We start from the raw sequence: 26,742 nt of genomic DNA, 5'->3' as shown, positions 1-26,742 counted from the left end.
GAAGGAAATCATTCCGCCTGAAGCGGCGCCTGATAATAGTCGCGGTGCAGCTCGTCCGCGGATACGGCATCGTATCCGAGCGCATAAGCCGCGGTTGCGCGTATATCGAGCTCGAGAAAAGGCGTTTGGTGGCCGGCTACTTTGACTAGTACCGGCACCGACGCCTTTTTGCGCATCTCGGCAAGCAAAGCGCGGCCCTTGACGGTAAAGCCCAGCACGCGAAGATAGGAGGGGCCGGCGAGGAGCTTGTCCCTGGTCAGCTCGGCTTTGCTATGCCCGAGCAGGATGCGCAGGAGCGTACGCTGCAGCTTGGTTCGCGTATAGCGTTTCGTCTTGAGCGAAGCGATCAGCGCATCGACGGGATGCTCGGCTCCTGGGGGGAGCAGCCGCAGAGACTGCTTGAGCCTGTTCTCCAAGCCTTCGTTGACCTCATAGAACGTGGAGAGCTCGTCCGCCGAGCGGCTTGCCAGCACATGCAGCAGGGGCTTCGCATAACGGTTCCATTCCATAGGTGCGCGGCCGGCCTCCATCTCGCGGCGCATTATATCGAGCGTATACGGAGGCACGTATGGGGCGATACCGTCCAATCGCTTTTCTTCGAACAGGATGCGCCGTATCGCCGTAGCGCTCGCAATATGCGAATCGGTCGCAATCTGCTGATGGTACCCGGCTTTCGTCCGGGCGATCGTGAGCGGTTCAATCGTGCTTTGGAGCCTTCTGAGCGCAAGCACGTAGTGAAGGCCTAGCGTATTGTTCGGCTGGTTCAGACGGTCCGATAGCGATTCGTCCGCTTCATCATCCGCAGTGGGACCGCCCGTCTCCGAATCCGGTTGACCGCTGCTCCCGATGAAGGCTGCGACGGCTGCGCTGTAGGCGGCAGGGTAGCTGCTGCCTTTGTTCAAGCTCTCTTGCAGCATGCGCTTGAACGTCTCCGGCTCGCGGGTCAGCCGATCGGCCAGCCTTTCCAGCCAGCCGATATCGCCGGTCTCACTGCCGAAGCAGAGGCTGTCAACCACACCTGTCGCATGAAGGGCGGAAACGGCCCCATAAGCGAACCATTCGGCAGCTTGCGAGCTGTAGGCGACGGGAAGCTCGAGCACGACGTCGGCACCCATTCGGAGCGCCATTTCGGCGCGCGCCCATTTGTTCGCAAGCGCAGGCTCCCCCCGTTGGAGAAAATGGCCGCTCATGACGGCTACCGCTGCATCGGCGCCTGCAGCTTGCTTCGATTGTTCAAAATGGTGAACATGCCCGTAGTGAAGCGGATTATATTCGACGACGATACCCACTGTTTTCAATAGCTGATCCTCCAAAAGGGGCGAAATGGCGGCGTATTCCCCGCTAGCCTGCGCGCTTGCTTCGTATGAAACGTTACGGCGACGGCCAAACTGTAAAAAGAATTTGTTGTTTCCATTGACGGATCGGTCCGTTATGCCGTAAAGTTCTTCATGATCCTAAGTAAATCGCAACGTATGCTCCACGTTCCTTTTACTATATCACGCCGTAATTTGGCAATAAACTATTTGACAAAACGGATTGATTATAGCTATAATTATCTTTGTTTGTTTGGGGTGATATCCATGTTGCTTCGTATAAAAGAACTGGCTGCCAAAGGCAGCATTCCCATTAAGGGAGAAGTGGATTTGACCGGCTTGCTGAAAGCACGGCAGGATGTTGTTTCGTTCGGGAATGCGGAAGCGGATTTGCAAGCGAATATGTCGGAAGGCCTGGCGGAAGTAACCGGTAATGTGCATGTGGAGCTACATATGGCTTGCTCGCGCTGCCTGAAGCCCGTAGAAGAGCTGATCGACGCGCCGTTTCAGGAATGGTTCGCAGGGCAAGCGTCCAGTGTCCCGAAGGAGCTTGAGGAAGACGTTCATCTCGTTACCGACGACACGATAGATTTAACGCCGTTAGTAGAAGAAACAGCTGCGCTATCCATCCCTCTCGTCACGCTTTGCAGCGAAGACTGCAAGGGATTATGCCCCGACTGCGGGGCTGATCGCAACGAGCAGGCATGCAGCTGCAAGAAGGACAAGATCGACCCTCGCTTGGCTGGCTTAGCCGATTTTTTCAAAGAGAAGTAAGGCAGTCAGGCGTGAATTAACGTAAGGAGGTGGGAATATGGCAGTACCACAAAGAAGGACATCCAAAACTCGTCGCGATAAGCGCCGTACTCACTTTAAATTAGTAGTTCCGGGCATGGTAAAATGCGATAACTGCGGAGAGCTGAAATTGGCGCACCGCGTTTGCAAAGTTTGCGGAACTTACAAAACAAGAGAGATCATCAAGCAATAATCGAAGAAAGTAGTACTTCATCTTTGGTGAGGTGCTATTTTTTTTGCACATAGGAGGATGCCGGCAGAGTACGGGCTGCGCATCGGGCACAAACCTACGCGCGAGTCGGCGGTCCATGCAGGCTAAGAACGGCTATTGATACTCAGGGCCGGTTTTTGTGGATACTCTTTCTTTTTGAACGAGAATTCTATATACTACACGTTAGCACCTGGTAATATAAGCTCCCCACAATGCGAAGCCGTAACAGCGCTTAGCCGGGGCTTGAATATAACCTTTAAAAATTTGCTTCAAACCACTGGTAAAGGCGGTGTGCGCCATCGAACGCCAACCGAAACGGCTGCGCCAACAGCAGCTGTCCAAATTAATCGAACAAAATCCGTTCATGACGGACGAAGAGCTGACGAAGCAGTTTCAGGTCAGCATTCAGACGATTCGCTTGGACCGATTGGAGCTCGGCATTCCCGAGCTGCGCGAGCGGCTTAAGCTGATGGCTGAACGAACGTACGATCAGGTGCGCTCTTTGCCTTTGCATGAAGTCATCGGGGAGATCATCGATCTTCAGCTCGATAAGAGCGGAATTTCCATGTTTGAGATAAAAGAAGAGCATGTGTTCTCGCGGACGAAAATCGCCCGGGGCCACCATGTCTTCTCGCAAGCCAACTCGCTCGCAGTCGCCGTGATCAACGATCCTGTCGCTCTTACGGCCTCCGCCGACATCCGTTTTATCCGGTCGGTCCGGCTGGAGGAGAAATGTATCGCCAAAGCTTACGTACGCTCGATTTCCAAGGGCAAGGCTAAGGTCGAGGTGTTTACATATGTGAACGATGAAATGGTGTTTCAAGGGAACTTCCTGATCTATCACTCCAAAAAAGAACAACGCAATGAGGGAGGAAACTTGCATGCGGATCGCGATTGACGCGATGGGCGGCGACCACGCTCCCCACGAAATCGTTGCAGGGGCTTTACAAGCCGCCAAGGAATGGCGCGAAGTCGAATTGATTCTTGTGGGCGATTCGGCGAGGATCGAGCCGCTGGTCAACGAGAAGCCTGATAATGTCAGAATTCATCATGCGGGCGACGTGATTTCGGCGGATGACGAGCCCGGCAAAGCGGTTCGACGCAAAAAAGACGCTTCGATGGTCGTCGCCGGAAGGCTCGTGCGAGAAGGCGAGGCCGACGCGATGATATCGGGCGGCAATACCGGCGCCCTGATGGTTACCGGCTTGCTCGTGGTTGGCCGGATGGACGGCGTCGAAAGACCGGCGCTGGCGCCGATGCTGCCCACCATGGACGGAACGGGCGTACTCGCGCTCGACCTGGGGGCGAACATGGACGCGTCTCCGGAGGAGTTATTGCAGTATGCGATCATGGGAAGCATATATCGCAGCAAAGTGCAAGGGATCGCCAAGCCGAGAGTAGGACTGCTCAATATCGGAACCGAAGCCATGAAGGGCAATACGCTTACGAAGACGGCTTACGGCTTGTTGGAGCAAGCGCCCGTTCATTTTGTCGGCAATATCGAAGCGAGCCAGGTCATGCGCGGAGGCTGCGACGTGCTCGTGTGCGACGGTTTCTCGGGCAATGTCATGCTGAAAGCGATGGAAGGGACGGCCGACGCCGTATTCAGCACGCTAAAAACGGAATTTACCCGCACTTGGGTGACTAAGCTTGCAGCTGCGGTTCTGATGCCCGGCCTGCGGCAGTTTAAGAAGAAGCTGGACTATAAGGAACACGGCGGCGCGCCGATGCTCGGCCTTTCCGGCCTCGTGCTTAAATGTCATGGCTCATCGGACGCCCTGGCTGTGAAGAACGCCGTGCGTCAAGCGAAAATCGCGCTGCAGAGCGGTCTTGTTCAAGCAATTGCAGCTGAAATTAACACGAGGAAGTGAGTGGCGCACAATGAAATTGATACCGGTGGGCATTCTCGGAACAGGCAAATACGTGCCGGAGCGCGTACTGACAAACCAGGATTTGGAGAAAATGGTCGAGACGAACGACGAGTGGATCGTTTCGCGAACAGGCATGCGCGAACGGCGTATCGCTTCCGAAGAGCAAGCGACTTCCGACCTTGCTTTTGCCGCTGCTCAAGAAGCGCTGAACAATGCCGGGATCACGGCGGAGCAGCTTGATTTGATCGTTGTGGCGACGGTGACGCCGGATATGTCCTTCCCTTCCACGGCTTGCTTGGTTCAGGCGAAGCTGGGCGCGAAGAAAGCAGCTGCATTCGATCTGTCGGCTGCATGCTCCGGATTTATATACGGACTCGCCAATGCAGCTAATTTCATCGCTACCGGAGCATACAAGTATGCGCTTGTCATCGGGGCGGAATGCTTATCCAGAATTACCGATTATACGGACCGCAACACGTGCATATTGTTTGGAGACGGTGCCGGCGCCGTCGTACTCGGAGAGGTTCCCGAGGGCCGCGGCTTCCGTTCGTTCGAGCTTGGCGCGGACGGATCGGGCGGCGAGCTTCTGAAGGTTGCAGGAGGCGGATCGCGCTGCCCTTCCAGCGCAGCCAGCGTCGAACAGAAGCAGCATTTTATTTATATGGCCGGCGCGGAAGTGTTCAAGTTCGCGGTGCGCATCATGGGAAATGCGGCGGAGGAAGCGCTCCGCAAAGCGGAGATGACGAAGGCCGACATCGACTTGCTCGTCCCGCATCAGGCGAACATTCGCATTATTCAGTCCGCTCTCGACCGGCTTGGCTTGCCGGAGGAGAAGTGCATGGTCAACCTGCATAAATACGGCAACGTCTCGGCGGGTTCGATTCCGATCGCGCTGGCTGAAGCGGTCGAGGAAGGCCGGATCAAAGAAGGCGATTGCTTGGTAATGGTCGGCTTCGGCGGAGGCTTGACTTGGGGAGCGTCCGTGCTGGTGTGGTAAGACCCGCCAAGCAATCTGCCATCATTTTTATTTTGAATTTTCCAATACTTGAATAAAACGCACTGGAGGTAGTGAGCGGTGGGTAAAATCGCATTCGTGTTTCCCGGTCAGGGAGCGCAAGCAGTAGGCATGGGACGCGACGCTTACGATACGTGCGAATCGTCCAAATCGGTTTTCGAGAAAGCCGATTCCGCACTTGGCTTCAAACTGTCCGACATTATTTTCGACGGACCGGACGAGGAACTGAAAAAAACGTACAACACACAGCCGGCTTTGCTGACGGCAAGCGTCGCGCTTTACGAGGCGTTTCGTTCTTCCGGCGTCTCGCCGGACTTTGTCGCAGGTCACAGTCTGGGCGAATACAGCGCGCTTGTCGTCGCCGGAGCGCTCGGCTTTGAAGATGCGGTCCGCACGGTTAGGGCGCGGGGCGAGTTTATGGAGCAGGCCGTGCCGAACGGTCAAGGCGCTATGGCGGCGACGCTCGGCGCAGAACGCGATGCGTTGTCGCAGCTCTGCAAGGAGATTAGCCTAACGACGGGAGTCGTCGAACTGGCGAATATGAACTGTCCGGGACAAATCGTCATTTCCGGCAGCAAAGAAGGCGTACAGGCCGTCGTCGAGCGAGGCAAGGAAGCGGGCGCCAAACGCGTTATTCCGCTGGAAGTAAGCGGACCGTTCCACTCGTCTTTGATGAAGCCGGCCTCGGAGAAGCTGGCCGAAGCGCTAGGCAAGGCAGAGGTGAGCGTAGCGCAGGTTCCTGTCGTGGCTAACGTGAATGCGCGTCCGGTAACCGATCCGGCGCAAATTCGCGGCTTGCTCGTGGAACAAGTGTATTCGCCTGTGCTGTGGGAAGACAGCGTCAACTGGCTGATCGCGGAAGGCGTCGATACGTTCTTCGAAATCGGATCCGGTACCGTTCTGGCCGGTCTGATCAAGAAAATCGACAAGAACGTTAAGGTCGTATCGATCAACAGCATCGAAGCGATCGAGCAATTCGTTTCCGCAAGTTCGGCATCGAACTAGAAGGCGGCAAGGTTACTTGGCGGCGCAGGCATTTCAGTTATCGGTATTCTTTTACTTGTTGGAGGGATTTTCATGCAGCTAGCGGGTAAAGTAGCGCTCGTAACGGGCGCATCGCGCGGCATTGGCCGGGCGATTGCGCTGCGGCTCGCGGAAGCGGGCGCGGACGTAGTCGTGAATTATGCAGGCAGCGAACAAGCGGCGGCAGATGTCGTCGCGCAGATCGAAGCCCTTGGCCGGAGAGCCATGAAGGTGCAGGGTGACGTCGGATCGTCGGCTGCGGCCGAAGAATTGGTCAAGCAGACGCTTGAGGCATACGGCCGTGTCGATATTCTTGTGAATAACGCGGGCATTACGAGGGATAATTTAATCATGCGCATGAAGGAAGAAGAGTTCGATCAGGTCATCCATACGAACCTGAAGGGCGTATTTAACTGTCTCAAAGCGGTGACCCGTCCCATGATGAAGCAGCGCTCGGGCAGGATTATCAACATCTCGTCCGTCGTAGGAGCGCTTGGCAATGCCGGACAAGCCAATTACGTCGCTGCCAAGGCGGGCGTTATCGGGCTTACGAAGTCAGCGGCAAAGGAGCTTGCGTCGCGCGGGATTACCGTTAACGCAGTCGCTCCCGGCTTCATTACGACCGATATGACCGACAAGCTGTCGGACGACATGAAGGCGCAGCTTCTCGCTCAAATCCCGCTTGCCCGTCTAGGCGAGCCGGACGATATCGCGAAAGCGGTTGTCTACCTCGCTTCCGACGACGCTTCTTACATGACCGGACAGACGATTCATATCGATGGCGGCATGTACATGGGCGGGTAAAGGTTGGCTATGGCATTTTTGTAATGATTCTCGTATAATACGGTAGAGGAGGTGAGCCGGATGTCCGACGTTTTGAATCGCGTAACACGAATTGTCGTTGATCGTCTCGGGGCTGATGAGTCGAAAGTGACCCTCGAAGCATCGTTCAAAGAAGATTTGGGTGCTGATTCTTTGGATGTTGTCGAATTGGTCATGGAACTCGAAGACGAATTCGATATGGAAATTTCCGATGAGGATGCAGAAAAGATTACGACTGTGGGAGAAGTTGTTGAATACATAAAATCTCATACGTAAACGAAGTGCAAGTCCCGTTAGACAACGGGACTTCTCCTCTTTTAGCTGAACTGACGGAAAGTGAAAGCTCAAGACGACGGTGGCTCAAGCTGCGAAAGCGGCTACATCGGCGTCTAATCTTGCGTAAATACGCTTTTAGTATAGAGGTGAAACGAATGGCACAGCGGGTTGTAGTAACGGGAATGGGCGTCATGACCGCCATAGGTCACGATCTTGAAACGTTCTGGGGCAGTTTGATGGAAGGCAAGTCGGGCGTGTCGCTCGTTGAAAGTTTTGACGTCAGCGAGTATCCAACGCGAATTGCGTCCTCCATCAAGGATTTTAACCCGGAAGACTTCGGCATCGACAAGAAAGAAGCGCGCCGCATGGACCGATTCGTACAGTTTGCGGTTGTCGCCAGTATGTCGGCGCTGAAGGACGCGAACCTGAACGTAAACGAAGATACGGATCCGGAACGCGTCGGCGTATATGTCGGCTCCGGCATCGGCGGGCTGTCGACTTGGGAAGAGCAGCATAAAATATTGCTTGAAAAGGGACCGAAACGTGTCAGTCCGTTTTTTATTCCGATGATGATCGCGAATATGGCTTCCGGCCAAATCTCGATGATCACCGGAGCAAAAGGGCCAAACAGCACGGCGGTTACCGCATGCGCAACGGGAACGCACTCCATCGGAGATTCGTATAAAATGATTCAACGCGGCGATGCCGACGTCATGATTTGCGGCGGCGCGGAAGCGACGATCAGCCCTACGGGCATGGCCGGCTTCTGTGCGCTGCGAGCGATGTCGACACGTAACGAGGAACCGGAGAAAGCGAGCCGGCCTTTCGATACCGACCGTGACGGCTTCGTTATGGGCGAAGGCTCCGGCATCCTCATTCTGGAGTCGCTTGAGCACGCGCAGAAGCGCGGCGCGCGCATTTATGCCGAGGTGATCGGCTACGGCATGAGCGGAGACGCTCACCATATGACCGATCCGGATCCGGAAGGCGCCAAGCGCTGCATGATCAAAGCGATTAAAGACGCGGGAATCGCCGCCGAGGAGATCGATTATATCAACGCGCACGGCACGTCGACGCCGGTCGGAGACAGATCCGAAACGAAGGCGATCAAAATGGCGCTGGGCGACCACGCTTATAAAGTGGCGGTCAGCTCAACCAAATCGATGACCGGCCATTTGCTCGGCGCGGCCGGCGGCGTAGAAGCGGTTATTTGCGGCTTGACGATTACGAACGGCATTATTCCGCCGACCGTTAATTTGGACAACCAGGATCCGGAATGCGATCTCGATTATGTTCCGAATACGCCGCGTAAAGCCGACGTGAAGGTGGCCATGTCCAATTCGTTCGGATTCGGCGGCCACAATGCGACAATCGTATTGAAGAAATTCGAGGCGTGACACCGATGAATAAAGATTTGAAGGAACTGCAGGCAAAGCTCGGCATCCGGTTCCGGAATGAGCAGCTTTTGCGGCAGGCGTTTACGCATTCCTCCTTCGTGAATGAGAACCGGACATCGATGAGCGACAACGAGCGTCTGGAGTTTCTAGGCGACGCGGTGTTGGAGCTTTCGGTATCGGATTATTTTTTCCATACGTTCCCGGGTCGTTCCGAAGGCGAAATGACCAAGCTGCGCGCATCGATCGTGTGCGAGCCTTCGCTCGTCACGTTTGCGGAGCAGCTTGATTTCGGAAGCTTCGTGCTGCTTGGGCGGGGAGAGGAACTTACGGGCGGAAGAACCCGGCCGGCGCTGCTGGCCGACGTGTTCGAATCATTCGTAGGCGCGCTTTATCTCGATCAAGGGCTCGACGCGGTCAAATCGTTTCTGTACAAGCACATGTTTCCGAAGATTACCGGCGACGGCAAGCCGCAGGTGGTCGATTATAAAACGCAGCTTCAGGAGTATACGCAGCAGAATCTGCTTGGCGCTCCCGAGTACCGGATAGTCGACGAACGCGGTCCCGCGCACGAGAAGCTTTTCGTTGCGGAAGTGTACATGGATCAAACGCTGCTAGGTCAAGGTATGGGCAGGTCCAAGAAGGAAGCGGAGCAGCATGCCGCCGCAATGGCCCTCGAGAAGCTGAATGTAACCGTGAAGTAACGAGAAGGATTTGCCAGCCGAAAGAGCAGAACGACCGTTAGGTTGTTCTGCTCTTTGCTGTCTCGGGTTAATTCCCGGCAGCGGGCTTTGCAGTTGGGAGACTGGAGAGTTGTGCTTGCTCGAAATGATCTTTAGGAAGCGTGCAAGGGGAGCGAGCATCTAACGCGAATGCACGCCAGGATAGGAAAGAAAGCATATTTTGCGCGAATATGGTACAATAGCGTTGAATTGGGCTTTATAAACACGAATTTCATGTATTTTGATAAAGACAGGTGAGTGGATTGTTTTTAAGACGGATTGAGCTTTCGGGCTTCAAATCGTTCGCAGATAGAACCGAATTGGAATTCGTGCAAGGCATCACGGCGGTTGTCGGTCCGAACGGCAGCGGAAAGAGCAACATTTCCGACGGCATCCGCTGGGTTCTCGGGGAGCAGAGCGCCCGTTCTTTGCGCGGCGGTAAAATGGAAGACGTTATTTTCGCCGGAAGCGACGCCCGCAAGGCGGTCAACTTCGGCGAGGTGTCTTTAACGCTGGACAACGGGGACCATGCGCTGCCGCTCGATTTCAGCGAAGTGACCGTAACGAGGCGCGTGCACCGGAGCGGAGACAGCGAATATTTTATTAACAAACAGCCATGCCGGCTGAGGGATATAACCGAGCTGTTTATGGATACGGGGATCGGCAAGGAAGCGTATTCGATTATCGGACAAGGCCGTATCGAAGAAATATTGAGCACGAAGTCGGAGGATCGCCGCGGCATCTTTGAGGAAGCCTCGGGCATCGTCAAATACAAGTCGCGCAAACGCGAAGCCGAGAAAAAAATGGCGGAAACCGAAGGGAATTTGCTTCGCATTCACGATCTTGTTTCCGAGCTTGAGGATCAGATCGCTCCGCTGTCGAAACAGGCGGAGAAGGCGCATCGCTTCAAGGCGCTCAAGGAAGAACTCAAAAGCCTCGAAATCGCCATGTATGTCGTTCAAATCGAACAGGTGCACAAGACTTGGGCGGAGACCAACGACCGGCTCACTAAGCTGCGGGCCGAGCAACTGGAGCTATCTACGGTTGTCGGCAAGCATGACGCGCAGCTGGAGAAGCATCGCTGGGAGACGCGCCGGCTTGACAGCGAGCTCGAGAAGTTGAACGAAACGCTGCTGGTGATCAGCGAAGAATTCGAAAAATGCGAAGGGCAAGGCGAGGTTCTCAAGGAAAGGAAACGCCACCTGGCGGCCAACCGTTCGCAGCTCGAGCAAATGATCGCATCGCAAGAGCAGCGGGGAGGCGAACGTCAGGCGGAGCTGGCGGCATGCCAAGCCAAAATGGCCGAAGTCAGCGCACTACTGGACGGATATGCCTCACAGCTTCGCGCGGAGGAAGAGCGTCTGCTTGGGGTCAGCGGCGGCATTAGCAGCGAAGCCGAGGAGCGGCTGAAAGCCGAGCTGCTCGACACGGTCAGCGAGATGGCGCAGAGCCGGAACGAAATCCGGCATGCGGATCAGCAGATTGAAACCGTCGGCAGGCGTTCGGACCGGCTCGATGAGGAAAGATCCAAATGGACGGAGCAGAAGGATCGCATCACGAAGCGCCGGGCGGAGCTTACCGGGCTGCGGGAGAGCGCCACGGCGGAAATAGCCCGTATCCGCGACGCTTACATAGCCATTAGCCAGCAGTTGAAGTCGCTGCAGGGGCAGCTCGAAGACCTGCAAGGGATGGTTCGGCGCTGGGAGCAAAAGATTGATGCGCTTGTTTCGCGCCGCGACACGATGCGCGAGATGCAGAACGACTACGACGGCTTTATGCAGGGTGTCAAGGAAGTACTGAAGGCGAAACAGCGGCCCGACGGGCTGCGCGGCATTCACGGCGCGGTTGCGGAGCTTGTAAAAGTGCCGGCTGAGGTGGAAATAGCCGTGGAGACGGCGCTCGGAGGCGCGCTGCAGCATATCGTCGTCGACAACGAGGCGAACGGACGCGAAGCGATCGCGTTTCTCAAAAGACGCCAGCTTGGACGGGCGACATTTTTGCCGCTTGACGTCATTCGCGGGCGCTCGATCTCCGACTCCGAAGTGCGAGGGTTCGAGGGAGCAAGCGGCTTCGTCGGGATCGCCGTCGATCTGGTCAGGTTCGATTCGCAATACCGGCAGATCGTCGGAAGCCTTCTCGGCAACGTCATTATCGCCAAAACGCTGGAGGACGCCAACCGCATCGCGGCGAAATGCCAGTACCGGTACCGCGTCGTTACGTTGGAAGGCGATGTCGTCAACCCGGGCGGATCGATGTCCGGCGGCAGCCAGCACAAGAAAACGACGAGCCTGCTCGGACGCCAGCGCCAGATCGAAGAAATGGATTTGGACGTTCGGACCTCCGAAGGGCAGCTGGCCGACCTAAGGATTAAGCTCGGTCAGCTCAAGGCCGATATTGCCGAGAAAAATGGCCAGCTGGAGCAGCTGCGCGTCGACGGCGAGCAGAAACGGGTCGAGGAGCAGCAATATGCAGCCGAGCTGAATCCGCTCGAGAACGAGTACAAAAATATCGAAGCCCAGCTGGAGCTTGTCGGCGAGGACCGAGGTTCGCTGCAGCAGGAGGTTGCCGACTACGGCTCCAAGAAGAATGCGGCATCCGAAGCGCTTGTGCGCCTGCAAGCGAAGGAAACGGAGCTGCAGCAGGCGATCCGCGAAGCGGAGCTGGCCCGGAAAGCGAGCGAATTCGCCAAGGAGGAGCTGCAAACGCTGCTTACCGACTTGAAGGTGAAGGTAGCGGGCGTCTCCCAGGAGAAGCAATCGCTTGCGGAGCAGGAGAAACGGTTTCAATCGGACTACGCCACGCTGAAGCAGGAGCTATCGCACAACCGGCGGATGCAGGTTCAGCTGGACGAAGATACGATGGAAAACGAGCGGGAGAGCATCCGTCAGATCGAACTGCTCAATGAACTCAAAATCCGTAAGCAGCAGTGCACGGAGCAGACCGAATTCAAACGTTCGGAGCGGGCGGAATGGATTCGCAAGCTGGAGCTGGCCGAAAACGAAACGCGCGAGCAGCGGACGCAGCTGAAGCAGGTCGAAGAGCAGCTTCATCAAACCGAGGTGCGTGTGAACCGGTTGGATGTCGAGCTCGACAATCTGCTGAAAAAGCTGTCCGATGAGTACGAGCTTAGCTACGAGCTAGCCAAGGAGCGTTTTCCGATACCGGAGGACGTGCTCGGGACGCAAAATAAGGTTCGCGATCTGAAAAGGGAAATTTCGTCGCTTGGCGAGGTCAATCTCGGCGCGATCGATGAGTTTGCCCGGATCAGCGAACGGTACGAGTTTCTATCGACGCAGAAGAACGATCTGCTTGAAGCGAAAGCGTCCTTGTATCAAGTTATTCGCGAAATGGACGAAGAAATGTCGAAACGGTTCAAAACGACGTTCGATGCGATACGTTCTCATTTTGTCATCGTCTTCGCGAAGCTGTTCGGCGGCGGCCGGGCCGATCTGATTCTTGCCGATCCGCTCAGCCCGCTGGACACGGGCATTGAGATCGTGGCGCAACCTCCCGGCAAAAAGCTGCAAAACCTGCAGCTGCTGTCCGGCGGTGAGCGGGCGCTTACGGCGATCGCGCTGCTGTTTGCCATTCTGCGCGTAAAGCCGGTGCCGTTCTGCGTGCTCGACGAAGTCGAAGCTGCGCTCGACGAGGCGAACGTCGCGCGGTTTGCCGAATATTTGCGAGAGTTTTCGGGCGTGACGCAGTTTATCGTCGTTACCCACCGCAAGGGCACGATGGAGGAAGCCGATGTGCTGTACGGGGTGACGATGCAGGAAGGCGGCGTGTCCAAACTCGTTTCCGTCAGGCTTGAAGAAGCGGAAGCGGCTGTTTCTGCCTAGCTGCAGTTGCGTCGTGATGGAGAAGCGGCTAGCTTTTCTGATGCCGGCTATATGAGGTTAGGCTCGGTTGCTGCGCCAAGTGCTTGGCGATGAAGACCTCTTAAGCTCGGCATGCGAAAGCAGTAAGGTTTGGCTGCAGACTTAGAGCAACAGCATGTGACACGGCAGTACGGGTTAGGAAAAGAGTAACAAGCGGTCAATAAGAGTCCCTAAGGTCTCCTATTTTGATGAAAATGAAATACTTTGATAAAATAAAAGCCTCAAACGACTGCTATATGAGCAGTTATCCGATATTTCTCCTTGATTGATGCCATTAAGAGCCTCTAGAGGCTCTTAATCTGGAGATAAACGGCGTTTTTGTCAAAATAGAAGACCTTAAAGACTTATAAGATCCAAAGCATGACGTCACATTTGAACTGGTTTAGGAGGATACGATGAGTTTTTTTAAACGGTTAAAGGAGAGCATCGCCACCAAGACGGAGGCGGTCACGAATATATTTAAAGACGGTCTCAGCAAAACGCGGGATGCGTTCGTCGAGAAGGTCGGCGACCTGATCATGCGCCGCAAAAAAATCGACGAGGAGTTCTACGAGGAGCTCGAGGAGATTTTGATCGGCGCCGATGTGGGCGTGGGGACGGTAATGAAGCTGATCGAGGAGCTGCGCGTGGAAGTGCGCAAACGCAAAATCGAAGAAGCGTCCGAGCTTCAGCCGATTTTGTCGGAAAAGCTTGTCGGCCTGCTCAAGAGCGAGGAAGACACTTCGCTTAAACTGCCGGAATCGGGGCTTGCGATTTTGCTGTTCGTGGGCGTCAACGGCGTAGGCAAGACAACGACGATCGGCAAAATGGCGCACCGCTTCAAGCAGCAGGGCAAAAAGGTGCTGCTTGCCGCAGGCGATACGTTCCGTGCAGGAGCAATCGAGCAGCTGGAAGTATGGGGGCAGCGAGTGGGCGTCGACGTCATCCGCCAGCAGGCGGGCTCCGACCCGGCGGCTGTCATGTTCGATGCGGTTCATGCCGCCAAACAGCGCGGCGTCGATGTGCTGCTTTGCGATACGGCGGGACGTTTGCAGAATAAAGTGAACTTGATGGAAGAGCTGAACAAAATATACCGCGTAATCCGCCGCGAGGTGCCGGATGCGCCGCATGAGGTGCTGCTGGTGCTTGATGCGACGACAGGCCAGAACGCGCTGCAGCAGGCGAAGCTTTTTGATGAGAAAACCGGACTGACGGGAATCGTTCTGACGAAGCTCGACAGCACGGCGAAGGGCGGCATCGTCATTGCGATCCGGCAGGAGCTGAACATACCGGTCAAGTTCGTCGGCCTTGGGGAGAAGATGGACGATCTGCAGCAATTCGATTCCGAGCAGTTCGTGCATGCGCTTTTCGCGGGACTGATCTCCGAGGAAAAAGAACAAGAGTAAAGAAACGGCGGTCCGCAATGGGCCGCTTTCCCTATATCAAAGCCCTAGACCGGGAAGTCCCGCACAAGCGAAACGCCGCGAAAAACGGTGCGTTTTTCTGACAAGGTAAAATACTTGACAACCAAATGCAGCTCGAGTATGATAAGGACTGTTGATGTAAAGGTTTTTTCCTTGACGGGCAAATGCCGTAGGGGGAGGTGGAGCGCCATGCAGGAATCGAACGTGCTGGCGAAGACGAATCGGATTAACCTGCTATTTGATTTCTATGAGCAGCTGCTCACGGACAAGCAGAAGACGTTTTTGTCCTGCCACTTTCACGACGACTTCTCGCTCGGGGAAATTGCGGCGGAATACGATATAAGCAGACAAGCGGTTTACGAGCATATTAAACGCGCCGCTCAGGCGCTCGAGGATTACGAAAGCAAGCTGCAGCTTCTGGCTAAGCACGAGCGCAGATTACAGTGTGCGGCCGAGATGGAAGCCTTGCTTCAAATGGCAGGGGACGGCCAAAACCGGAACGAGCAAGCGTTAACGCAGATGAAACGGCTGCTTGCGACGCTGCGGCAGATCGATTAGGAATGAATGACGTTGGAGGTGAGTGCGAATGGCATTCGAAGGGTTGGCCAGCAGGCTGCAGAACGTGTTCGGCAAGCTGCGCGGCAAAGGCAAGCTAAGCGAAGACGATGTGAACGAGGCGCTGCGCGAAGTACGGCTTGCGCTGCTTGAGGCGGACGTCAACTTCAAAGTCGTCAAAGACTTTATCGCCAAAATCAAAGAGCGCGCGATCGGCCAGGAAGTGCTCAAAAGCTTTACGCCCGGCATGGTCGTCGTGGATATCGTTAACAAAGAATTGACGGAACTGATGGGCGGCACGCAAAGCAAGCTTGCAAAAGCGAACAAGCCCCCAACCGTGGTGCTGATGGTCGGTCTCCAAGGCGCCGGTAAAACGACGCTGACCGCGAAGCTGGCGAAGCTGCTTCAGAAGCAGAACCATCGCCCGCTGCTCGTAGCCTGCGACATTTATCGTCCGGCGGCCATCAAACAGCTGCAGGTGCTTGGCGAGCAGATTCAAGCTCCCGTATTTACGCTCGGGGATCAAGTGAATCCCGTCGAAATCGCCAAAGCGGGCCTTCAGCACGCGAAGGATAACGGCAATGATTACGTGCTTGTCGATACGGCGGGACGGTTACATATCGATGAACAGCTGATGGATGAGCTGAAGCAAATCAACGAGACGCTCAGTCCTCACGAGATTTTGCTGGTCGTCGATGCCATGACGGGGCAAGAAGCGGTTAACGTTGCGGACAGCTTCCACAAGCAATTGACGATCACGGGCGTCGTGCTGACGAAGCTGGATAACGATACCCGGGGCGGCGCGGCATTGTCGGTCAGGGCGGTTACCGGCTGTCCGATCAAATTTGTCGGCGTCGGCGAGAAGACGGATGCGCTCGAGCCCTTTTATCCGGATCGGATGGCTTCGCGGATTCTCGGTATGGGCGACATGCTGTCCCTGATCGAGAAGGCGCAAACCAATATCGATGCGGACAAGGCGAAAGAGATGGAGCGCAAAATGCGCAACGCCGAATTCACCTTCGAGGATTTTCTCGATCAAATGGAGCAGATGAAGAAGCTCGGACCGCTTGACCAGCTGCTTGAAATGATTCCCGGCATGAACAAGATGAAGGGAATGGGCGATCTCAAGGTCGACGACAAGCAGATGGGACGCGTGACGGCGATCATTCATTCGATGACTACGGAAGAGAAACGCAAGCCGGAGATCATCAACCTGAAGCGGCGCAACCGGATCGCTGCCGGAAGCGGAACGACGCTGCAGGACGTAAACCGTCTGATCAAGCAGTTCGAAGATATGCGCAAGATGATGAAGCAGTTTTCCGGCATGATGGGTCCGGGAGGGCCGGGCGGCGCCAAGGCGATGAAAGGCCTGAAGGGCAAGTTCGGCAAAGGCATGAAATTCCCGTTCCGCTGATTGGACGTTTCGTAATGTGAAGGATGAATTCTTGTAAGGAGGTGAAAACTAATGGCAACTCGCATTCGTTTGAAGCGTATGGGCGCTCACAAAGCTCCATTTTACCGCTTGGTCGTTTCCGATTCCCGCTCTCCGCGTGACGGACGTTTTATCGAAGAGATCGGCTATTACAATCCGCTGACGCAACCTGCGACGGTTAAGATTGATGAAGAAGCTGCACTCAAATGGCTGCAAACCGGCGCGCAAGCATCGGATACTGTACGCAGTCTGTTCAGCAAAGCCGGCATCATGACAAAACTGCATGAGCTCAAACAGCAGAAGTAATCTGCATGTTAGATACCGAAAGCGGCTGTAAAGCCGTTTTTTCGGTATTTCAACGGGTAACGGCTGCCGAGCGTTCGGACAAACCGTTTCTGCATGGGAGGTCATTATGAGAGATTTGATAACCGTTATCGCGAAGGCGTTGGTCGATTATCCGGAAAGCGTATCCGTCAAAGCCGTGGAGAAAGAGCACGAAATCACGTTTGAACTGTCCGTGCATCCTTCGGATGTAGGCAAGGTCATCGGGAAGCAAGGCAGAATCGCCAAGGCGCTGCGTACGGTCGTCACGTCGGCGGCCGTAAAGGAGACGAAACGCGTTTCCGTAGAAATCGTCTCTTAATCAAGGTTCAAACGTTTTTGAACGATCTCTTTGAGTTCATACAGTTGCAGCTGGGGTGGGGGATTCCCGCCCTTTTTGCCATAGAAACGAGGGCTGCGGTGTTTGCCGGATTCGGCTTCCATGCGCAGGACTTCCGCTCTGGGCGATGTACCAACAACAAGCATAATGGGGGGCTAGTATGAGCGAAAAGCTTTACAATGTAGGGAAAGTCGTCAACACTCATGGAATCCGGGGCGAGCTTAAAGTCATCTCGTCTACCGATTTTCCCGATGTCCGTTTTGCCAAAGGCAGTCAGCTGCTGCTGGTCGATTCGGCTACGCGCGGCACTCAGGAGGTCGTCGTGGAATCCGGACGCCAGCATAAAAACGTGTACATTCTGAAGCTTTCCGGCTATCAACATATTAATGAAGTGGAAAAATTCAAAGGCTGGGACATCAAGGTGACGGACGAGCATCTGGTCGAGCTTGAAGAAGACGAGTACTATTATCACGAGATCGTCGGATGCCGCGTGGTGTCGGAGGAAGGCCGGGAAATCGGCACGGTTACGGAAATATTGACGACCGGCGCTAACGATGTATGGGTAGTCGGACGGGAAAAGGGTAAGCCCGTGCTCGTACCCGTAATCGATGACGTGCTGCTGCATGTCGATGTGGAGCAAAAGCTGATTACGATCCGGCTTCTGGAAGGCATGATGGACGAATGAAGATCGATGTTCTCACGTTGTTTCCCGAAATGTTCGAGGGCGTCTTTCAGGCGAGCATCCTGGGCAAGGCGAGGGATAAAGGAATCGTATCGCTGAATGCGGTCAATTTCCGGCTCTTCGCGAACAATAAGCACAATACGGTGGATGATTATCCTTACGGCGGCGGGGGCGGCATGGTGCTCAAGCCGGAGCCGATTTTCGCGGCGGTCGAGCATCTTGCGGCAGAGGATGGCAGCAGCGCGCCGGAATTCGGAAACGGGTCAGACATACATACGGGTACATCGGCCGAGCGTACAGCCAAGGAAGCGTCCGTAACCCAAACCGATGCGGAACTGGCCGATACGATGAGCGGACATGGATCCTCGACGGGCGCAGGAAAGCCTCCGCGGGTCATCCTGATGTGCCCGCAGGGAGAGACGTTCACGCAGAAAAAAGCCGAAGAGTTGTCCAAGGAAGATCGTCTCATTTTCGTTTGCGGCCATTACGAAGGCTATGACGAGCGGATTCGGCAGTACCTCGTCACCGACGAGCTGTCGATCGGCGATTACGTCCTGACGGGCGGCGAACTGCCGGCCATGGTTGTCATCGATAGCGTCGTGCGCTTGCTTCCCGGCGTGCTTGGCAACGAAAATTCGGCCGTGACCGATTCCTTCAGCACCGGTCTGCTGGAATACCCGCACTATACGCGGCCTGCCAGCTTTCGCGGATGGGACGTGCCGGACGTGCTGATTTCGGGTCATCATGAGAACATCGATAAATGGCGCCGCCGCCAGTCTCTGGAACGAACGTGGCGCCGCCGTCCGGAGCTGCTTGCGCAAATGAAGCAAGAGCTTACTAAACAGGACCGACTCTGGCTGGAGCAGCTTAAACAAGAGTCCCAAGCGAGCAAAGCGGCTGCTACCGAAGGGAATTCCGCTGAGGCGGGCAACGGCAAGCAAACTTGACGTGGCCGGTTTGTACAAAAAGTATGCGTACCGGTGTTGTATTTCTAGGCCCAGTATGGTAAGATGAACGATGTTGTGCTGAATCTGGTGGTCCGCTACGCTGTCTTATTGGTAAAATAAGGATAGAGCGCACGAACACCTGAGTGGAAGGAGGAAATCACATGAACTTGATTCAAGAAATTACGAAAGAACAGCTTCGCCAAGACCTTCCTAATTTTCGTCCCGGCGACACGCTGAAAGTTCACGTTAAGGTTATCGAGGGTTCCCGCGAACGGATCCAGCTGTTCGAAGGCGTTGTTATCAAACGTCGCGGCGGCGGGATCAGCGAAACGTTTACCGTTCGTAAAATCTCCTACGGCGTTGGCGTGGAAAGAACGTTCCCGCTTAACTCGCCGAAAATCGATAAGATCGAAGTGGCTCGCCGCGGTAAAGTCCGTCGTGCGAAACTTTACTACCTGCGCGGTCTGCGCGGTAAAGCAGCAAGAATTCAAGAGATCCGTTAAGATGAGGGGAGGCTTGCACAACAAGCCTCTTTTCGTTATGTTGAGACGTATTTGGATACCGAATGCTGGCTATCATACAAGAGGAAGGAAGGTGCTGCGATGGAAGAGGAACAAGCGGTCAGTCCGAAGAACGAGTTGAAAAGCGAAGCGTGGGAATGGATAAAAGCGATTTTGATTGCGGCTGGACTAGTGTTTCTCATTCGCTGGTTCATCTTTGCCACTTATGTCGTCGAAGGGCCCTCGATGCAGCCCAACTTCCATACCGGAGAACGGCTGATCGTCAACAAAATCATCTATACGTTCCGCAAGCCGGATCGCGGCGAGGTGGTCGTCTTTCATGCGCCGCAAGGAAAAGACTACATAAAAAGAGTCATTGCCCTCCCTGGCGAAAAGGTGAAGATTTCCAACAATAAGGTGTACGTCAACGACCAATTGCTGGACGAGTGGTACATCAAAGAGGAAATCGAGCAGCGCGAGAAAAACGGGGAGAAGTACAATAAAGACTTTCCGGAGACGACCGTTCCGGACGGGGCTGTTTTCGTGATGGGCGATAACCGTCTAAACAGCCAAGACAGCAGAGCGATCGGCTCCATCGAATATAAGGAAGTTGTCGGCAGAGCCGACGTACTGTTCTGGCCGGTAGGCAAAATGGGGTTCGTTAAGCATTAAAAGACAGACAGCTAAGTGAAATCGGGCCGGATGGGGTGGTAGAATGACAATACAATGGTTTCCCGGCCATATGACCAAAGCAAGAAGGCAAATCGAAGAAAAATTGAAGCTGATCGATGTCGTGATCGAGCTGCTCGACGCGCGCGTTCCGTTATCCAGCCGCAATCCGATGATAGACGAAATATTGCGAAACAAGCCGCGGCTGGTCGTGCTAAATAAATCGGACATGGCCGATCCGCAAACGACGGCGGAATGGGTCGCTTATTTTGCCGAGAAGGGGCTTGAAGCGCTTCCGATCGACGCAAGCTCGGGCTATCAGGTGAAGGAAATCATTCCGCGCTGCAAGAAGCTCATGTCGGCCAAGATCGAATCGCAAATCCGCAAAGGCATTAATCCGCGGGCGATTCGAGCGTTAATCGTCGGCATTCCGAACGTAGGCAAGTCGACGCTGATCAACCGGCTTGCCGGCAAGAAAGCGGCAGCGACGGGAGACAAGCCTGGCGTGACGAAGGCGCAGCAGTGGGTCAAGGTCGGAACCGAGATGGAACTGCTGGATACGCCCGGCATTTTATGGCCCAAGTTCGAGGACCAAATGGTCGGACTTCGTTTGGCGGCGACAGGAGCGATTAAGGACGAGATTTTGCATGTGGACGAGGTCGCATTTTATGTAGTCCGCTATATGGCTCACTATTACCCGGACGCGCTGCGCGAACGGTATTCGCTCGAAAAGCTCCCGGAAGACGTTTCGGAGGCGGACGAGGTCGTCAAGGTCATGGAAGCGATCGGCAGACGCCGCGGCTGTGTCGTAAGCGGAGGCCGGATCGATCTGGACAAAACGTCGACGCTCATTCTTCGCGAGCTTCGGACGAACATGCTTGGCCGAATCAGCATGGAGCGTCCGTAAGGGACGGAAATTGAAGTAACTCCTAAAACAAAAAGAGGAACGGCGTTCGAACTGCATGCAGTTGGATCGCCGTTTTTTTGTGCTGCCGGAAACAGGGATAATCGATTGCAGACGCATACGCGATTGCCGCGCCGTTTTTGGTTCCGCGATAGCCTGCATTAGCCGCATGCAGTATAATGGGCAAAGGGGAAGGGATGAAACGATATGCACTTGGACGAGGCAGAAGCGGCAAGCACCGGCAAGAAGCGGAATCAAAAGAAGCAGGAAGCGGAGGTCGCGAGAGGGAAACGGGAAACGCGCAAACGTTCCGTCATCGAGGGATCCGGGGAGGATGGCGCGCCTAACGAGCCGCAATCGCTGCTTGAATATGAAAAGGATTTGTGGAGTCAAGGATTTGCGTACATAGCGGGAATCGACGAGGTCGGCAGGGGCTGTTTGTTCGGGGATGTGGTGGCGGCAGCCGTCATTTTGCCTGAAGGACTGATCATAGAGGAAATCAACGATTCCAAAAAGCTATCGGAGAAAAAACGGGAACAGCTGTATGAACAGATTCTAAATCAGGCGGTTGCGATCGGAATCGGCAAAGTCGATTGCACGACCATTGACCGGATCAATATCAAGCAAGCCGCCCGGCTTGCGATGAAAATAGCGTTGGAACAGCTTGAACGGCAGCCCGGCTATTTGCTGGTGGATGCCGAAAAAGTGGAAAGCGGAATCCCGCAGCTTGCAGTCATTCATGGGGATGCACTGAGCCAGTCGATCGCGGCCGCGTCGATCGTCGCCAAGGTAACGAGGGACCGCATGTGTTTTCAGTGGGACATGCAGTTTCCCGAATACGGACTCGCGCTTCATAAAGGCTATGCGACGAAGCTGCACCGGGAAGCGATTTTGCGGTATGGTCCATGTCCGCTGCACCGGCGGTCTTTTCTCGGCAATTTGACGAACGTTCAGCAGGAGTTGTTTTGACGTTCCGCTTTGCGGTACAAGCATGAAATTATCGGCGGCGTAAGCCGATATAAGGAATACAAAGGATTTTGTTCTTATCCGATTGTCCCAGACAAAGGAAATTTTCCGAAAGAGGCTAACATATCGTCCCGGAAGCCGCAGGGAAAGGAGGTACGCCGTGAATACCATTAGTCAGATCATGCAAAGCATCGTCAGTCAAATGCAGGCTTCCGAACCGAAGTCGCTTGAACTGAAGGTTGGCCAAATCGTGAAGGGGCTTGTTCTGGAGCTGCTAGCCGAAAACGAGGCACTCGTAAATATCGGCGGCGTGCACGTGCGCGCACGTCTCGAGATGCCGCTTCGCCAGGGCGATTCCGCGCTGCTGCAGGTACAGCCGGAATCGGAGGGCGGGCAGGTGGTGCTGAAGCCGCTGCAATCGTCCGGCGTCCAGATTGCCGAGCAATCGCTCGGGGATTTGCTGAAGAGCGTCGGGCTCAAGGATACGCCGGCAAACCGCCAGCTCGTTCAACAGATGCATCAGGAAAGCGTTCCGCTTACGAAGGAGGCGGCGCGCACACTTAGCGAGACGATGGCGAAGGCGCCTCAGCAGTCGCAAGCGGAATGGCAGCAAGCGGCGTTCGTTGCGGTGAAGCGGGGGCTGCCGGTGACCGAGCAGACAGTCGGTTCGCTTCACCAGGCAATATTCGGCAAGCCGGCGGCGGCTCAGGCGGGGGATCTTGCCCGCGAGCTGAGCGCATTGCTTGCCCGCGAGAGCGCGCCTAAGCCGGGCGCAGCGCCGCTGTCCGCCCAGGCGGCGGGCGTGCTGCAGCAGGCGAAGCAGCAGCTGGACGCGCTGCTCGGCCTGCTGGCGCAGCGCCCGGGCGGCGCAGCCGCGCAAGCGCCGGCCAGCGCGCAGCCGCAAGCCGCTGCGACGCCTGCGCAGGCGCCCGCAGCGCCGCAGGCAGCGGCCAGCGCGCCGCCGGCCAGCGTGCCGGCGGGCAGCGCGGCGACGGCCGCTGCGCCGGGGCTGGCGCAGCCGGCTGCCGCGGCCCCGCTGCCGCAGGCGCCAGCCGCGCAGCCTGCCGCAGGCGCAGCAACGCCTGCGCCGCGCGCCGCGGGCGAGGCTGCCGCACCGCCGGCGGCGGGCGCCAGCCCGGCAGCGGCAGCAGCCGCGAGCGGCGGCGCAGCGCAGCCTGCGGCAGCAGCTGCGCCGGAGCCGGCGCTTGCCGCGAAGCGAGACGCAGCGCCGCCGGCGGCTGCCGCGCATGCCGCGGAGCCGGCTGAGCCTGCGGCGGCCGAGACGCCGTGGCTCGGCAAGCTGCTGAAGGCGCTCGGCGTCGAGCATGAAAGCCGGTTTGCGAAGCAGCTTGCAAGCGGCGGTCTGGAACCGCCGCAGAGCGAGCTGGCAGCCGTGCTGAGCGGCTCGGCGGACGGGGATGAGGGCTCGAAGCCGCTGGCCGATACGCTCAAGGGAGCGCTTATGCAGCTTTCCTCGCTCGACGAAGCGCCTCCCGCCCTAAAGGAAGCTGCGCAGCAGCTTGTTCAGCAAATAACCGGACAGCAGTTGTTGCTGACGCCGGATCGCGGCTCGATGTTCGCACATGTGACGATGATGGTGCCGCTGTTAAACGGAAACGGAGAGCAAGCGGCGGCCGTTCACATCCAATCGCGCAAAGGGCGAAACGGAGAGATCGATGCGAACAACTGTAGGCTAATTTTCGACCTGCATATGAAAACCATCGGGAACACGATGCTGGACGTGCAGGTATTCAATAGAATCGTCAGCTTGAACGTACATAACGATTTACCGTTTCTGAACGAGCTTCTGGAGTCGAATCGCGATGAAATTGCTGCCGGACTAGAACGTATCGGATACCAGTTTCTTTCTTTGCGCTGCAGCCCTTATCCGCAGAAGCTAGCCGTTGAGGCTCAGGATCAGACGCGTACGGCGGAGGACGGACGAACTGCGCTTGCTTCGCTATACAATGCCAGGCCTTATAAAAGCATGGATATACGCGTATGAAGCATACGCAGAAGCAATCGGTCAAGCAAGCGGTAGCGCTCCGCTACTCATCGGAATCCGGCCAGGTGCCGAGCGTCGTAGCTAAGGGGAAGGGTCATGTAGCGGACATGATCTTGCAGAAAGCCAAGGAGCATCGCGTGCCTGTACAGGAGGATGCTTCTTTGGTCGAGGTGCTTTCCAAGCTCGATCTCGATCAGGAAATTCCGCCGGAGCTCTATCAATTGGTAGCGGAAATTTTAACGTTTGTTTATCGTTCCGATCAGCGGGCGAAAGAGCATGGCAATCGTTAACGGCAGTTGTGGCGATAGTTCAGGAAAGGCAGGGTGGGCAGGTTGAGGAAGCTGCGAACGGAATCGGAGACGCCCGCCGGCGGCGTTCCCGGAAATAAGCGTGTGGACGGCCGCAAGGCACTGGGCGCCCTTGGAGAGAAGCAGGCTGCCGCCCACCTGCTCGGGCTTGGGTACAAGCTTCTGGAGGTCAACTGGCGGTGCCGCACCGGAGAGATCGACATCGTCGCGCAAGACGGGGATACGCTCGTATTCGTGGAAGTCCGCACGCGCGGGAGAAGCGATTCCTTCGGAACGCCGCTGGAATCGATCGATTTTCGAAAACGAAAGCAGGTCCGTGACACCGCTCTCGTGTATCTTCATAGCCGTCGTCATGCATCTGGCGGCATCCGGTTTGACGTTATCGGCGTCCGTACGGCTGCCGGCTTGAATGAGGCGGAAATCGAACATGTGAGAAACGCCTTTTGAGACGGGACCCCTCTATAGGCAAAAGACTCAACTCCTTAGGCGCTGCCGCCGATGTAGGAGCGAGTCTTTTTTGCGTTTTTGCAAGATTATCGCGGTTGCTTCAGCTCGAAATCAACAATCGAACAAATGTTCGGTTGTTGGATTGTTGGGTTGTTGATTGAAGTCAGCGGTTAGCCGTATCGTGCACTTGACGGTCAAGCTGGCGGTATTGAATCGCTTCGGCGATATGAGGAACACCGATATCGTGATGTTCGTCCAGATCCGCGATCGTTCGTGCGATTTTGAGTATGCGGTCATGCGCCCTCGCACTAAGTCCAAGCGCGTCAAACGTTTGCTTGAGCAGCTGCTCCGCATCCGGGCGAACCGCGCAATGCTTCCGCAGCAGCCTTCCTGTCAGCTCCCCGTTGAAATGGATGCCGGCCGACTTATACCGTTTCTGCTGAAGCCCGTGTACGCGCAGAACGGCTGCTTTCATCTCCGCGCTCGACAATGGCGGCGTGCGGGAAACGATCGTACCGTAATCGATGCGGGGAACGTCGATATGCAGATCGATACGGTCAAGCAGCGGCCCGGATATGCGAGAACGGTATGCGCCGATTTTGAGCGGAGAGCAGGAGCATGCGCTTGAGGCGGTTTCTGCCCCGTAATATCCGCATGGGCAAGGGTTCATCGAAGCCACCAGCATGAATCTGGAGGGAAAGCTGTATACGGCACGCGCCCGGCCGATCGTCACATGCCGATCCTCAAGCGGCTGCCGCAGCACCTCCAGTACGGTTCGCGTAAATTCGGGCAGCTCGTCTAGAAAAAGGACCCCGCCATGGGCAAGGCTCGCTTCGCCGGGCTTCGGAATCGATCCTCCGCCGATCAAGCCTCCAGCCGATACCGTGTGATGAGGCGAGCGGAACGGCCGTTTGCGGATAAAGCTGCCCCGGTCTGACAGCTTCCCGGCTACGCTGTAAAGCTTGGTTACCTCCAGCGCCTCGGCATCGCTCATGTCAGGCAAAATCGTCGGGAGACGGCGGGCGAGCATGGTTTTTCCCGTTCCCGGAGGACCGATCATCATCAGGTTGTGCATGCCGGCCGCCGCGATCATCAAGGCGCGTTTGACATGCAGCTGGCCGCTTACGTCGGCGTAATCGACTGCATTGGCATCCTCGCCCGCTTCGCTCGGCATCTCTTCCGCAAGGAGACTTGTATTCGCAGGCGGAGCCGCAGACGCCGCTTCCTCGTCTAAGCCAGTCCGGCTTATTGCGAGATCGCTCAAACGGGACAAGGCTACGACGCGAATGCCGTCTATAAGCCGAGCCTCTTGGACGTTTTCCGCCGCGACGATTACCTGTTCGAACCCTTTTTGCTTGGCGCCGTGAACCATCGAAAGCACGCCCGGCACGGGACGAAGCCTTCCTTCCAGCGATAATTCGCCGATGAGCAGCGTGAGAGGGGTGACCATACCCGACAACTGGTTGCTGGCGGCCATAATGCCTGCTGCGATAGCCAAATCGAAGGAAGCGCCTTCCTTGCGCACATCCGCCGGCGCCAAATTGACGGTTACGCGGGCCAGCGGGAACGTCAGCCCGCAGTTTTTGATCGCAGCCCGGACGCGCTCCATCGATTCCCGCACGGCGCTGTCAGGCAGTCCTACGATGGCGGTTTGCGGAAGGCCGTTGCTGATATCGACCTCCACTTCGATCAGTTGTCCTTCGATTCCGTGAACGCAGGCGCTGTATACGATGCCGAACATACTAAAAAACACGCTCCTCCCAAAGTTCGTGATCCGCAGCTCGATAAGCAAGGCGGTCGTCATCATGGAAAAAGGTGCTTCCTTATGTTCCAAGCCGCATCCCCGGTAAATCCTGACAGAGAATCGCGGTATATTGAAGTATTCTCTCTTTTTCCGCCGAATCCTTTAGAAAGATGGATTCATGGAAAAATTGTTTGATTCCGGA

General features: G+C 55.9%; 28 protein-coding genes. 25 read left to right on the top strand and 3 right to left on the bottom strand.

Annotation, left to right across the window (positions count from 1 at the left end):
• Positions 1 to 8: 8 nt before the first annotated feature.
• Positions 9 to 1,298 (bottom strand): nucleotidyltransferase, encoded by a 1,290-nt coding sequence (locus ACKGJP_RS22395; RefSeq protein WP_409341016.1) that lies wholly within the window; start codon positions 1,296 to 1,298, stop codon positions 9 to 11.
• Between the two features lie 282 nt (positions 1,299 to 1,580).
• On the opposite strand from ACKGJP_RS22395, the gene ACKGJP_RS22390 reads away from it, so the two are divergent.
• From ACKGJP_RS22390 to ACKGJP_RS22315, 16 genes are all read left to right on the top strand, one after another.
• The gene (locus ACKGJP_RS22390; protein ID WP_409341015.1) at positions 1,581 to 2,087 is read left to right on the top strand and encodes a YceD family protein; all 507 of its coding nucleotides are present in this window, start codon (positions 1,581 to 1,583) and stop codon (positions 2,085 to 2,087) included.
• A gap of 37 nt (positions 2,088 to 2,124) precedes the next feature.
• Positions 2,125 to 2,298: a 50S ribosomal protein L32 gene (gene rpmF / locus ACKGJP_RS22385; protein ID WP_113032413.1), complete on the top strand. Its 174-nt coding sequence runs from the start codon at positions 2,125 to 2,127 to the stop codon at positions 2,296 to 2,298.
• Between the two features lie 307 nt (positions 2,299 to 2,605).
• Positions 2,606 to 3,214, top strand: coding sequence for a transcription factor FapR (fapR, locus tag ACKGJP_RS22380; protein ID WP_409341014.1), 609 nt, complete (start codon positions 2,606 to 2,608; stop codon positions 3,212 to 3,214).
• Complete coding sequence (gene plsX, locus ACKGJP_RS22375) at positions 3,198 to 4,187, top strand: phosphate acyltransferase PlsX (RefSeq protein ID WP_409341013.1); 990 nt, start codon at positions 3,198 to 3,200, stop codon at positions 4,185 to 4,187. The genes fapR and plsX overlap by 17 nt, the downstream gene beginning before the upstream one ends.
• A 10-nt stretch (positions 4,188 to 4,197) precedes the next feature.
• Positions 4,198 to 5,184, top strand: coding sequence for a beta-ketoacyl-ACP synthase III (locus ACKGJP_RS22370; protein ID WP_409341012.1), 987 nt, complete (start codon positions 4,198 to 4,200; stop codon positions 5,182 to 5,184).
• Between the two features lie 78 nt (positions 5,185 to 5,262).
• A complete protein-coding gene (gene fabD / locus ACKGJP_RS22365; RefSeq protein ID WP_409341011.1) occupies positions 5,263 to 6,207 on the top strand; it encodes an ACP S-malonyltransferase in 945 nt (314 codons plus the stop codon).
• A gap of 72 nt (positions 6,208 to 6,279) precedes the next feature.
• Positions 6,280 to 7,029 carry a 3-oxoacyl-[acyl-carrier-protein] reductase gene (gene fabG, locus ACKGJP_RS22360; protein ID WP_409341010.1) on the top strand — a complete coding sequence of 250 codons (750 nt, stop codon included), beginning with the start codon at positions 6,280 to 6,282 and terminating at the stop codon, positions 7,027 to 7,029.
• A 60-nt stretch (positions 7,030 to 7,089) separates the two neighbouring features.
• On the top strand, positions 7,090 to 7,323 hold the full coding sequence (gene acpP / locus ACKGJP_RS22355) for an acyl carrier protein (RefSeq protein ID WP_409341009.1): 234 nt from the start codon (positions 7,090 to 7,092) through the stop codon (positions 7,321 to 7,323).
• Positions 7,324 to 7,478: 155 nt separating this feature from the next.
• A complete protein-coding gene (gene fabF / locus ACKGJP_RS22350; protein ID WP_409341008.1) occupies positions 7,479 to 8,720 on the top strand; it encodes a beta-ketoacyl-ACP synthase II in 1,242 nt (413 codons plus the stop codon).
• Between the two features lie 5 nt (positions 8,721 to 8,725).
• Positions 8,726 to 9,421 (top strand): ribonuclease III, encoded by a 696-nt coding sequence (rnc, locus tag ACKGJP_RS22345; RefSeq protein ID WP_409341007.1) that lies wholly within the window; start codon positions 8,726 to 8,728, stop codon positions 9,419 to 9,421.
• A gap of 281 nt (positions 9,422 to 9,702) precedes the next feature.
• Positions 9,703 to 13,278, top strand: a complete 3,576-nt coding sequence (gene smc, locus ACKGJP_RS22340) for a chromosome segregation protein SMC (RefSeq protein ID WP_409341006.1) — start codon at positions 9,703 to 9,705, stop codon at positions 13,276 to 13,278.
• A gap of 434 nt (positions 13,279 to 13,712) precedes the next feature.
• Positions 13,713 to 14,702 carry a signal recognition particle-docking protein FtsY gene (ftsY, locus tag ACKGJP_RS22335; protein ID WP_409341005.1) on the top strand — a complete coding sequence of 330 codons (990 nt, stop codon included), beginning with the start codon at positions 13,713 to 13,715 and terminating at the stop codon, positions 14,700 to 14,702.
• 207 nt (positions 14,703 to 14,909) lie between these two features.
• A complete protein-coding gene (ylxM, locus tag ACKGJP_RS22330; RefSeq protein ID WP_409341004.1) occupies positions 14,910 to 15,278 on the top strand; it encodes a YlxM family DNA-binding protein in 369 nt (122 codons plus the stop codon).
• Between the two features lie 28 nt (positions 15,279 to 15,306).
• Positions 15,307 to 16,689, top strand: a complete 1,383-nt coding sequence (ffh, locus tag ACKGJP_RS22325) for a signal recognition particle protein (protein ID WP_409341003.1) — start codon at positions 15,307 to 15,309, stop codon at positions 16,687 to 16,689.
• A gap of 51 nt (positions 16,690 to 16,740) precedes the next feature.
• On the top strand, positions 16,741 to 17,013 hold the full coding sequence (rpsP, locus tag ACKGJP_RS22320; RefSeq protein WP_409341002.1) for a 30S ribosomal protein S16: 273 nt from the start codon (positions 16,741 to 16,743) through the stop codon (positions 17,011 to 17,013).
• Positions 17,014 to 17,119: 106 nt separating this feature from the next.
• On the top strand, positions 17,120 to 17,350 hold the full coding sequence (locus ACKGJP_RS22315) for a KH domain-containing protein (RefSeq protein WP_409341001.1): 231 nt from the start codon (positions 17,120 to 17,122) through the stop codon (positions 17,348 to 17,350).
• Here the strand turns inward: ACKGJP_RS22315 and ACKGJP_RS22310 are convergent.
• The gene (locus ACKGJP_RS22310; protein ID WP_409341000.1) at positions 17,347 to 17,472 is read right to left on the bottom strand and encodes a hypothetical protein; all 126 of its coding nucleotides are present in this window, start codon (positions 17,470 to 17,472) and stop codon (positions 17,347 to 17,349) included. The genes ACKGJP_RS22315 and ACKGJP_RS22310 overlap by 4 nt on opposite strands.
• 56 nt (positions 17,473 to 17,528) lie before the next feature.
• Between ACKGJP_RS22310 and rimM the strand changes: the two genes are divergently transcribed.
• The 9 genes from rimM (at position 17,529) to ACKGJP_RS22265 (ending at position 24,796) form a co-directional block, all read left to right on the top strand.
• Positions 17,529 to 18,053 carry a ribosome maturation factor RimM gene (gene rimM, locus ACKGJP_RS22305; RefSeq protein WP_409340999.1) on the top strand — a complete coding sequence of 175 codons (525 nt, stop codon included), beginning with the start codon at positions 17,529 to 17,531 and terminating at the stop codon, positions 18,051 to 18,053.
• Positions 18,050 to 18,997 carry a tRNA (guanosine(37)-N1)-methyltransferase TrmD gene (gene trmD / locus ACKGJP_RS22300; RefSeq protein ID WP_409340998.1) on the top strand — a complete coding sequence of 316 codons (948 nt, stop codon included), beginning with the start codon at positions 18,050 to 18,052 and terminating at the stop codon, positions 18,995 to 18,997. Before rimM ends, trmD begins: the two co-directional genes overlap by 4 nt.
• 161 nt (positions 18,998 to 19,158) lie before the next feature.
• Complete coding sequence (rplS, locus tag ACKGJP_RS22295; protein ID WP_113032430.1) at positions 19,159 to 19,500, top strand: 50S ribosomal protein L19; 342 nt, start codon at positions 19,159 to 19,161, stop codon at positions 19,498 to 19,500.
• A 99-nt stretch (positions 19,501 to 19,599) separates the two neighbouring features.
• On the top strand, positions 19,600 to 20,169 hold the full coding sequence (lepB, locus tag ACKGJP_RS22290) for a signal peptidase I (RefSeq protein ID WP_409340997.1): 570 nt from the start codon (positions 19,600 to 19,602) through the stop codon (positions 20,167 to 20,169).
• A 43-nt stretch (positions 20,170 to 20,212) separates the two neighbouring features.
• A complete protein-coding gene (gene ylqF / locus ACKGJP_RS22285) occupies positions 20,213 to 21,073 on the top strand; it encodes a ribosome biogenesis GTPase YlqF (protein WP_409340996.1) in 861 nt (286 codons plus the stop codon).
• A gap of 204 nt (positions 21,074 to 21,277) precedes the next feature.
• On the top strand, positions 21,278 to 22,039 hold the full coding sequence (locus ACKGJP_RS22280; protein WP_409340995.1) for a ribonuclease HII: 762 nt from the start codon (positions 21,278 to 21,280) through the stop codon (positions 22,037 to 22,039).
• Positions 22,040 to 22,196: 157 nt separating this feature from the next.
• Positions 22,197 to 24,041, top strand: coding sequence for a hypothetical protein (locus ACKGJP_RS22275; RefSeq protein WP_409340994.1), 1,845 nt, complete (start codon positions 22,197 to 22,199; stop codon positions 24,039 to 24,041).
• Positions 24,038 to 24,331, top strand: coding sequence for an EscU/YscU/HrcU family type III secretion system export apparatus switch protein (locus ACKGJP_RS22270; RefSeq protein ID WP_409340993.1), 294 nt, complete (start codon positions 24,038 to 24,040; stop codon positions 24,329 to 24,331). The genes ACKGJP_RS22275 and ACKGJP_RS22270 overlap by 4 nt, the downstream gene beginning before the upstream one ends.
• A 42-nt stretch (positions 24,332 to 24,373) precedes the next feature.
• The gene (locus tag ACKGJP_RS22265) at positions 24,374 to 24,796 is read left to right on the top strand and encodes a YraN family protein (protein ID WP_409340992.1); all 423 of its coding nucleotides are present in this window, start codon (positions 24,374 to 24,376) and stop codon (positions 24,794 to 24,796) included.
• A gap of 163 nt (positions 24,797 to 24,959) precedes the next feature.
• Here the strand turns inward: ACKGJP_RS22265 and ACKGJP_RS22260 are convergent, their stop codons facing one another.
• Complete coding sequence (locus tag ACKGJP_RS22260) at positions 24,960 to 26,537, bottom strand: YifB family Mg chelatase-like AAA ATPase (RefSeq protein WP_409347231.1); 1,578 nt, start codon at positions 26,535 to 26,537, stop codon at positions 24,960 to 24,962.
• Positions 26,538 to 26,742 lie beyond the last annotated feature (205 nt).

The sequence above is a fragment of the Paenibacillus litoralis genome (genome assembly GCF_046244365.1).
GTDB lineage: Bacteria > Bacillota > Bacilli > Paenibacillales > NBRC-103111 > Paenibacillus_V.
The sequence above is the reverse complement of the archived record's forward strand: the minus strand, read 5'-3'. Positions and strand labels throughout refer to the sequence as shown.

Bases quoted from the DNA above. Each gene is read 5' to 3' on its own strand.
- ACKGJP_RS22390 (WP_409341015.1), top strand. From the start codon at position 1,581: ATGTTGCTTCGTATAAAAGAACTGGCTGCCAAAGGCAGCATTCCCATT.
- rpmF (WP_113032413.1), top strand. From the start codon at position 2,125: ATGGCAGTACCACAAAGAAGGACATCCAAAACTCGTCGCGATAAGCGC.
- plsX (WP_409341013.1), top strand. From the start codon at position 3,198: ATGCGGATCGCGATTGACGCGATGGGCGGCGACCACGCTCCCCACGAA.
- ACKGJP_RS22370 (WP_409341012.1), top strand. From the start codon at position 4,198: ATGAAATTGATACCGGTGGGCATTCTCGGAACAGGCAAATACGTGCCG.
- fabG (WP_409341010.1), top strand. From the start codon at position 6,280: ATGCAGCTAGCGGGTAAAGTAGCGCTCGTAACGGGCGCATCGCGCGGC.
- acpP (WP_409341009.1), top strand. From the start codon at position 7,090: ATGTCCGACGTTTTGAATCGCGTAACACGAATTGTCGTTGATCGTCTC.
- fabF (WP_409341008.1), top strand. From the start codon at position 7,479: ATGGCACAGCGGGTTGTAGTAACGGGAATGGGCGTCATGACCGCCATA.
- rnc (WP_409341007.1), top strand. From the start codon at position 8,726: ATGAATAAAGATTTGAAGGAACTGCAGGCAAAGCTCGGCATCCGGTTC.
- ftsY (WP_409341005.1), top strand. From the start codon at position 13,713: ATGAGTTTTTTTAAACGGTTAAAGGAGAGCATCGCCACCAAGACGGAG.
- ylxM (WP_409341004.1), top strand. From the start codon at position 14,910: ATGCAGGAATCGAACGTGCTGGCGAAGACGAATCGGATTAACCTGCTA.
- ffh (WP_409341003.1), top strand. From the start codon at position 15,307: ATGGCATTCGAAGGGTTGGCCAGCAGGCTGCAGAACGTGTTCGGCAAG.
- rpsP (WP_409341002.1), top strand. From the start codon at position 16,741: ATGGCAACTCGCATTCGTTTGAAGCGTATGGGCGCTCACAAAGCTCCA.
- ACKGJP_RS22315 (WP_409341001.1), top strand. From the start codon at position 17,120: ATGAGAGATTTGATAACCGTTATCGCGAAGGCGTTGGTCGATTATCCG.
- ACKGJP_RS22310 (WP_409341000.1), bottom strand. From the start codon at position 17,472: ATGGAAGCCGAATCCGGCAAACACCGCAGCCCTCGTTTCTATGGCAAA.
- rimM (WP_409340999.1), top strand. From the start codon at position 17,529: ATGAGCGAAAAGCTTTACAATGTAGGGAAAGTCGTCAACACTCATGGA.
- trmD (WP_409340998.1), top strand. From the start codon at position 18,050: ATGAAGATCGATGTTCTCACGTTGTTTCCCGAAATGTTCGAGGGCGTC.
- rplS (WP_113032430.1), top strand. From the start codon at position 19,159: ATGAACTTGATTCAAGAAATTACGAAAGAACAGCTTCGCCAAGACCTT.
- lepB (WP_409340997.1), top strand. From the start codon at position 19,600: ATGGAAGAGGAACAAGCGGTCAGTCCGAAGAACGAGTTGAAAAGCGAA.
- ylqF (WP_409340996.1), top strand. From the start codon at position 20,213: ATGACAATACAATGGTTTCCCGGCCATATGACCAAAGCAAGAAGGCAA.
- ACKGJP_RS22280 (WP_409340995.1), top strand. From the start codon at position 21,278: ATGCACTTGGACGAGGCAGAAGCGGCAAGCACCGGCAAGAAGCGGAAT.
- ACKGJP_RS22270 (WP_409340993.1), top strand. From the start codon at position 24,038: ATGAAGCATACGCAGAAGCAATCGGTCAAGCAAGCGGTAGCGCTCCGC.
- ACKGJP_RS22260 (WP_409347231.1), bottom strand. From the start codon at position 26,537: ATGTTCGGCATCGTATACAGCGCCTGCGTTCACGGAATCGAAGGACAA.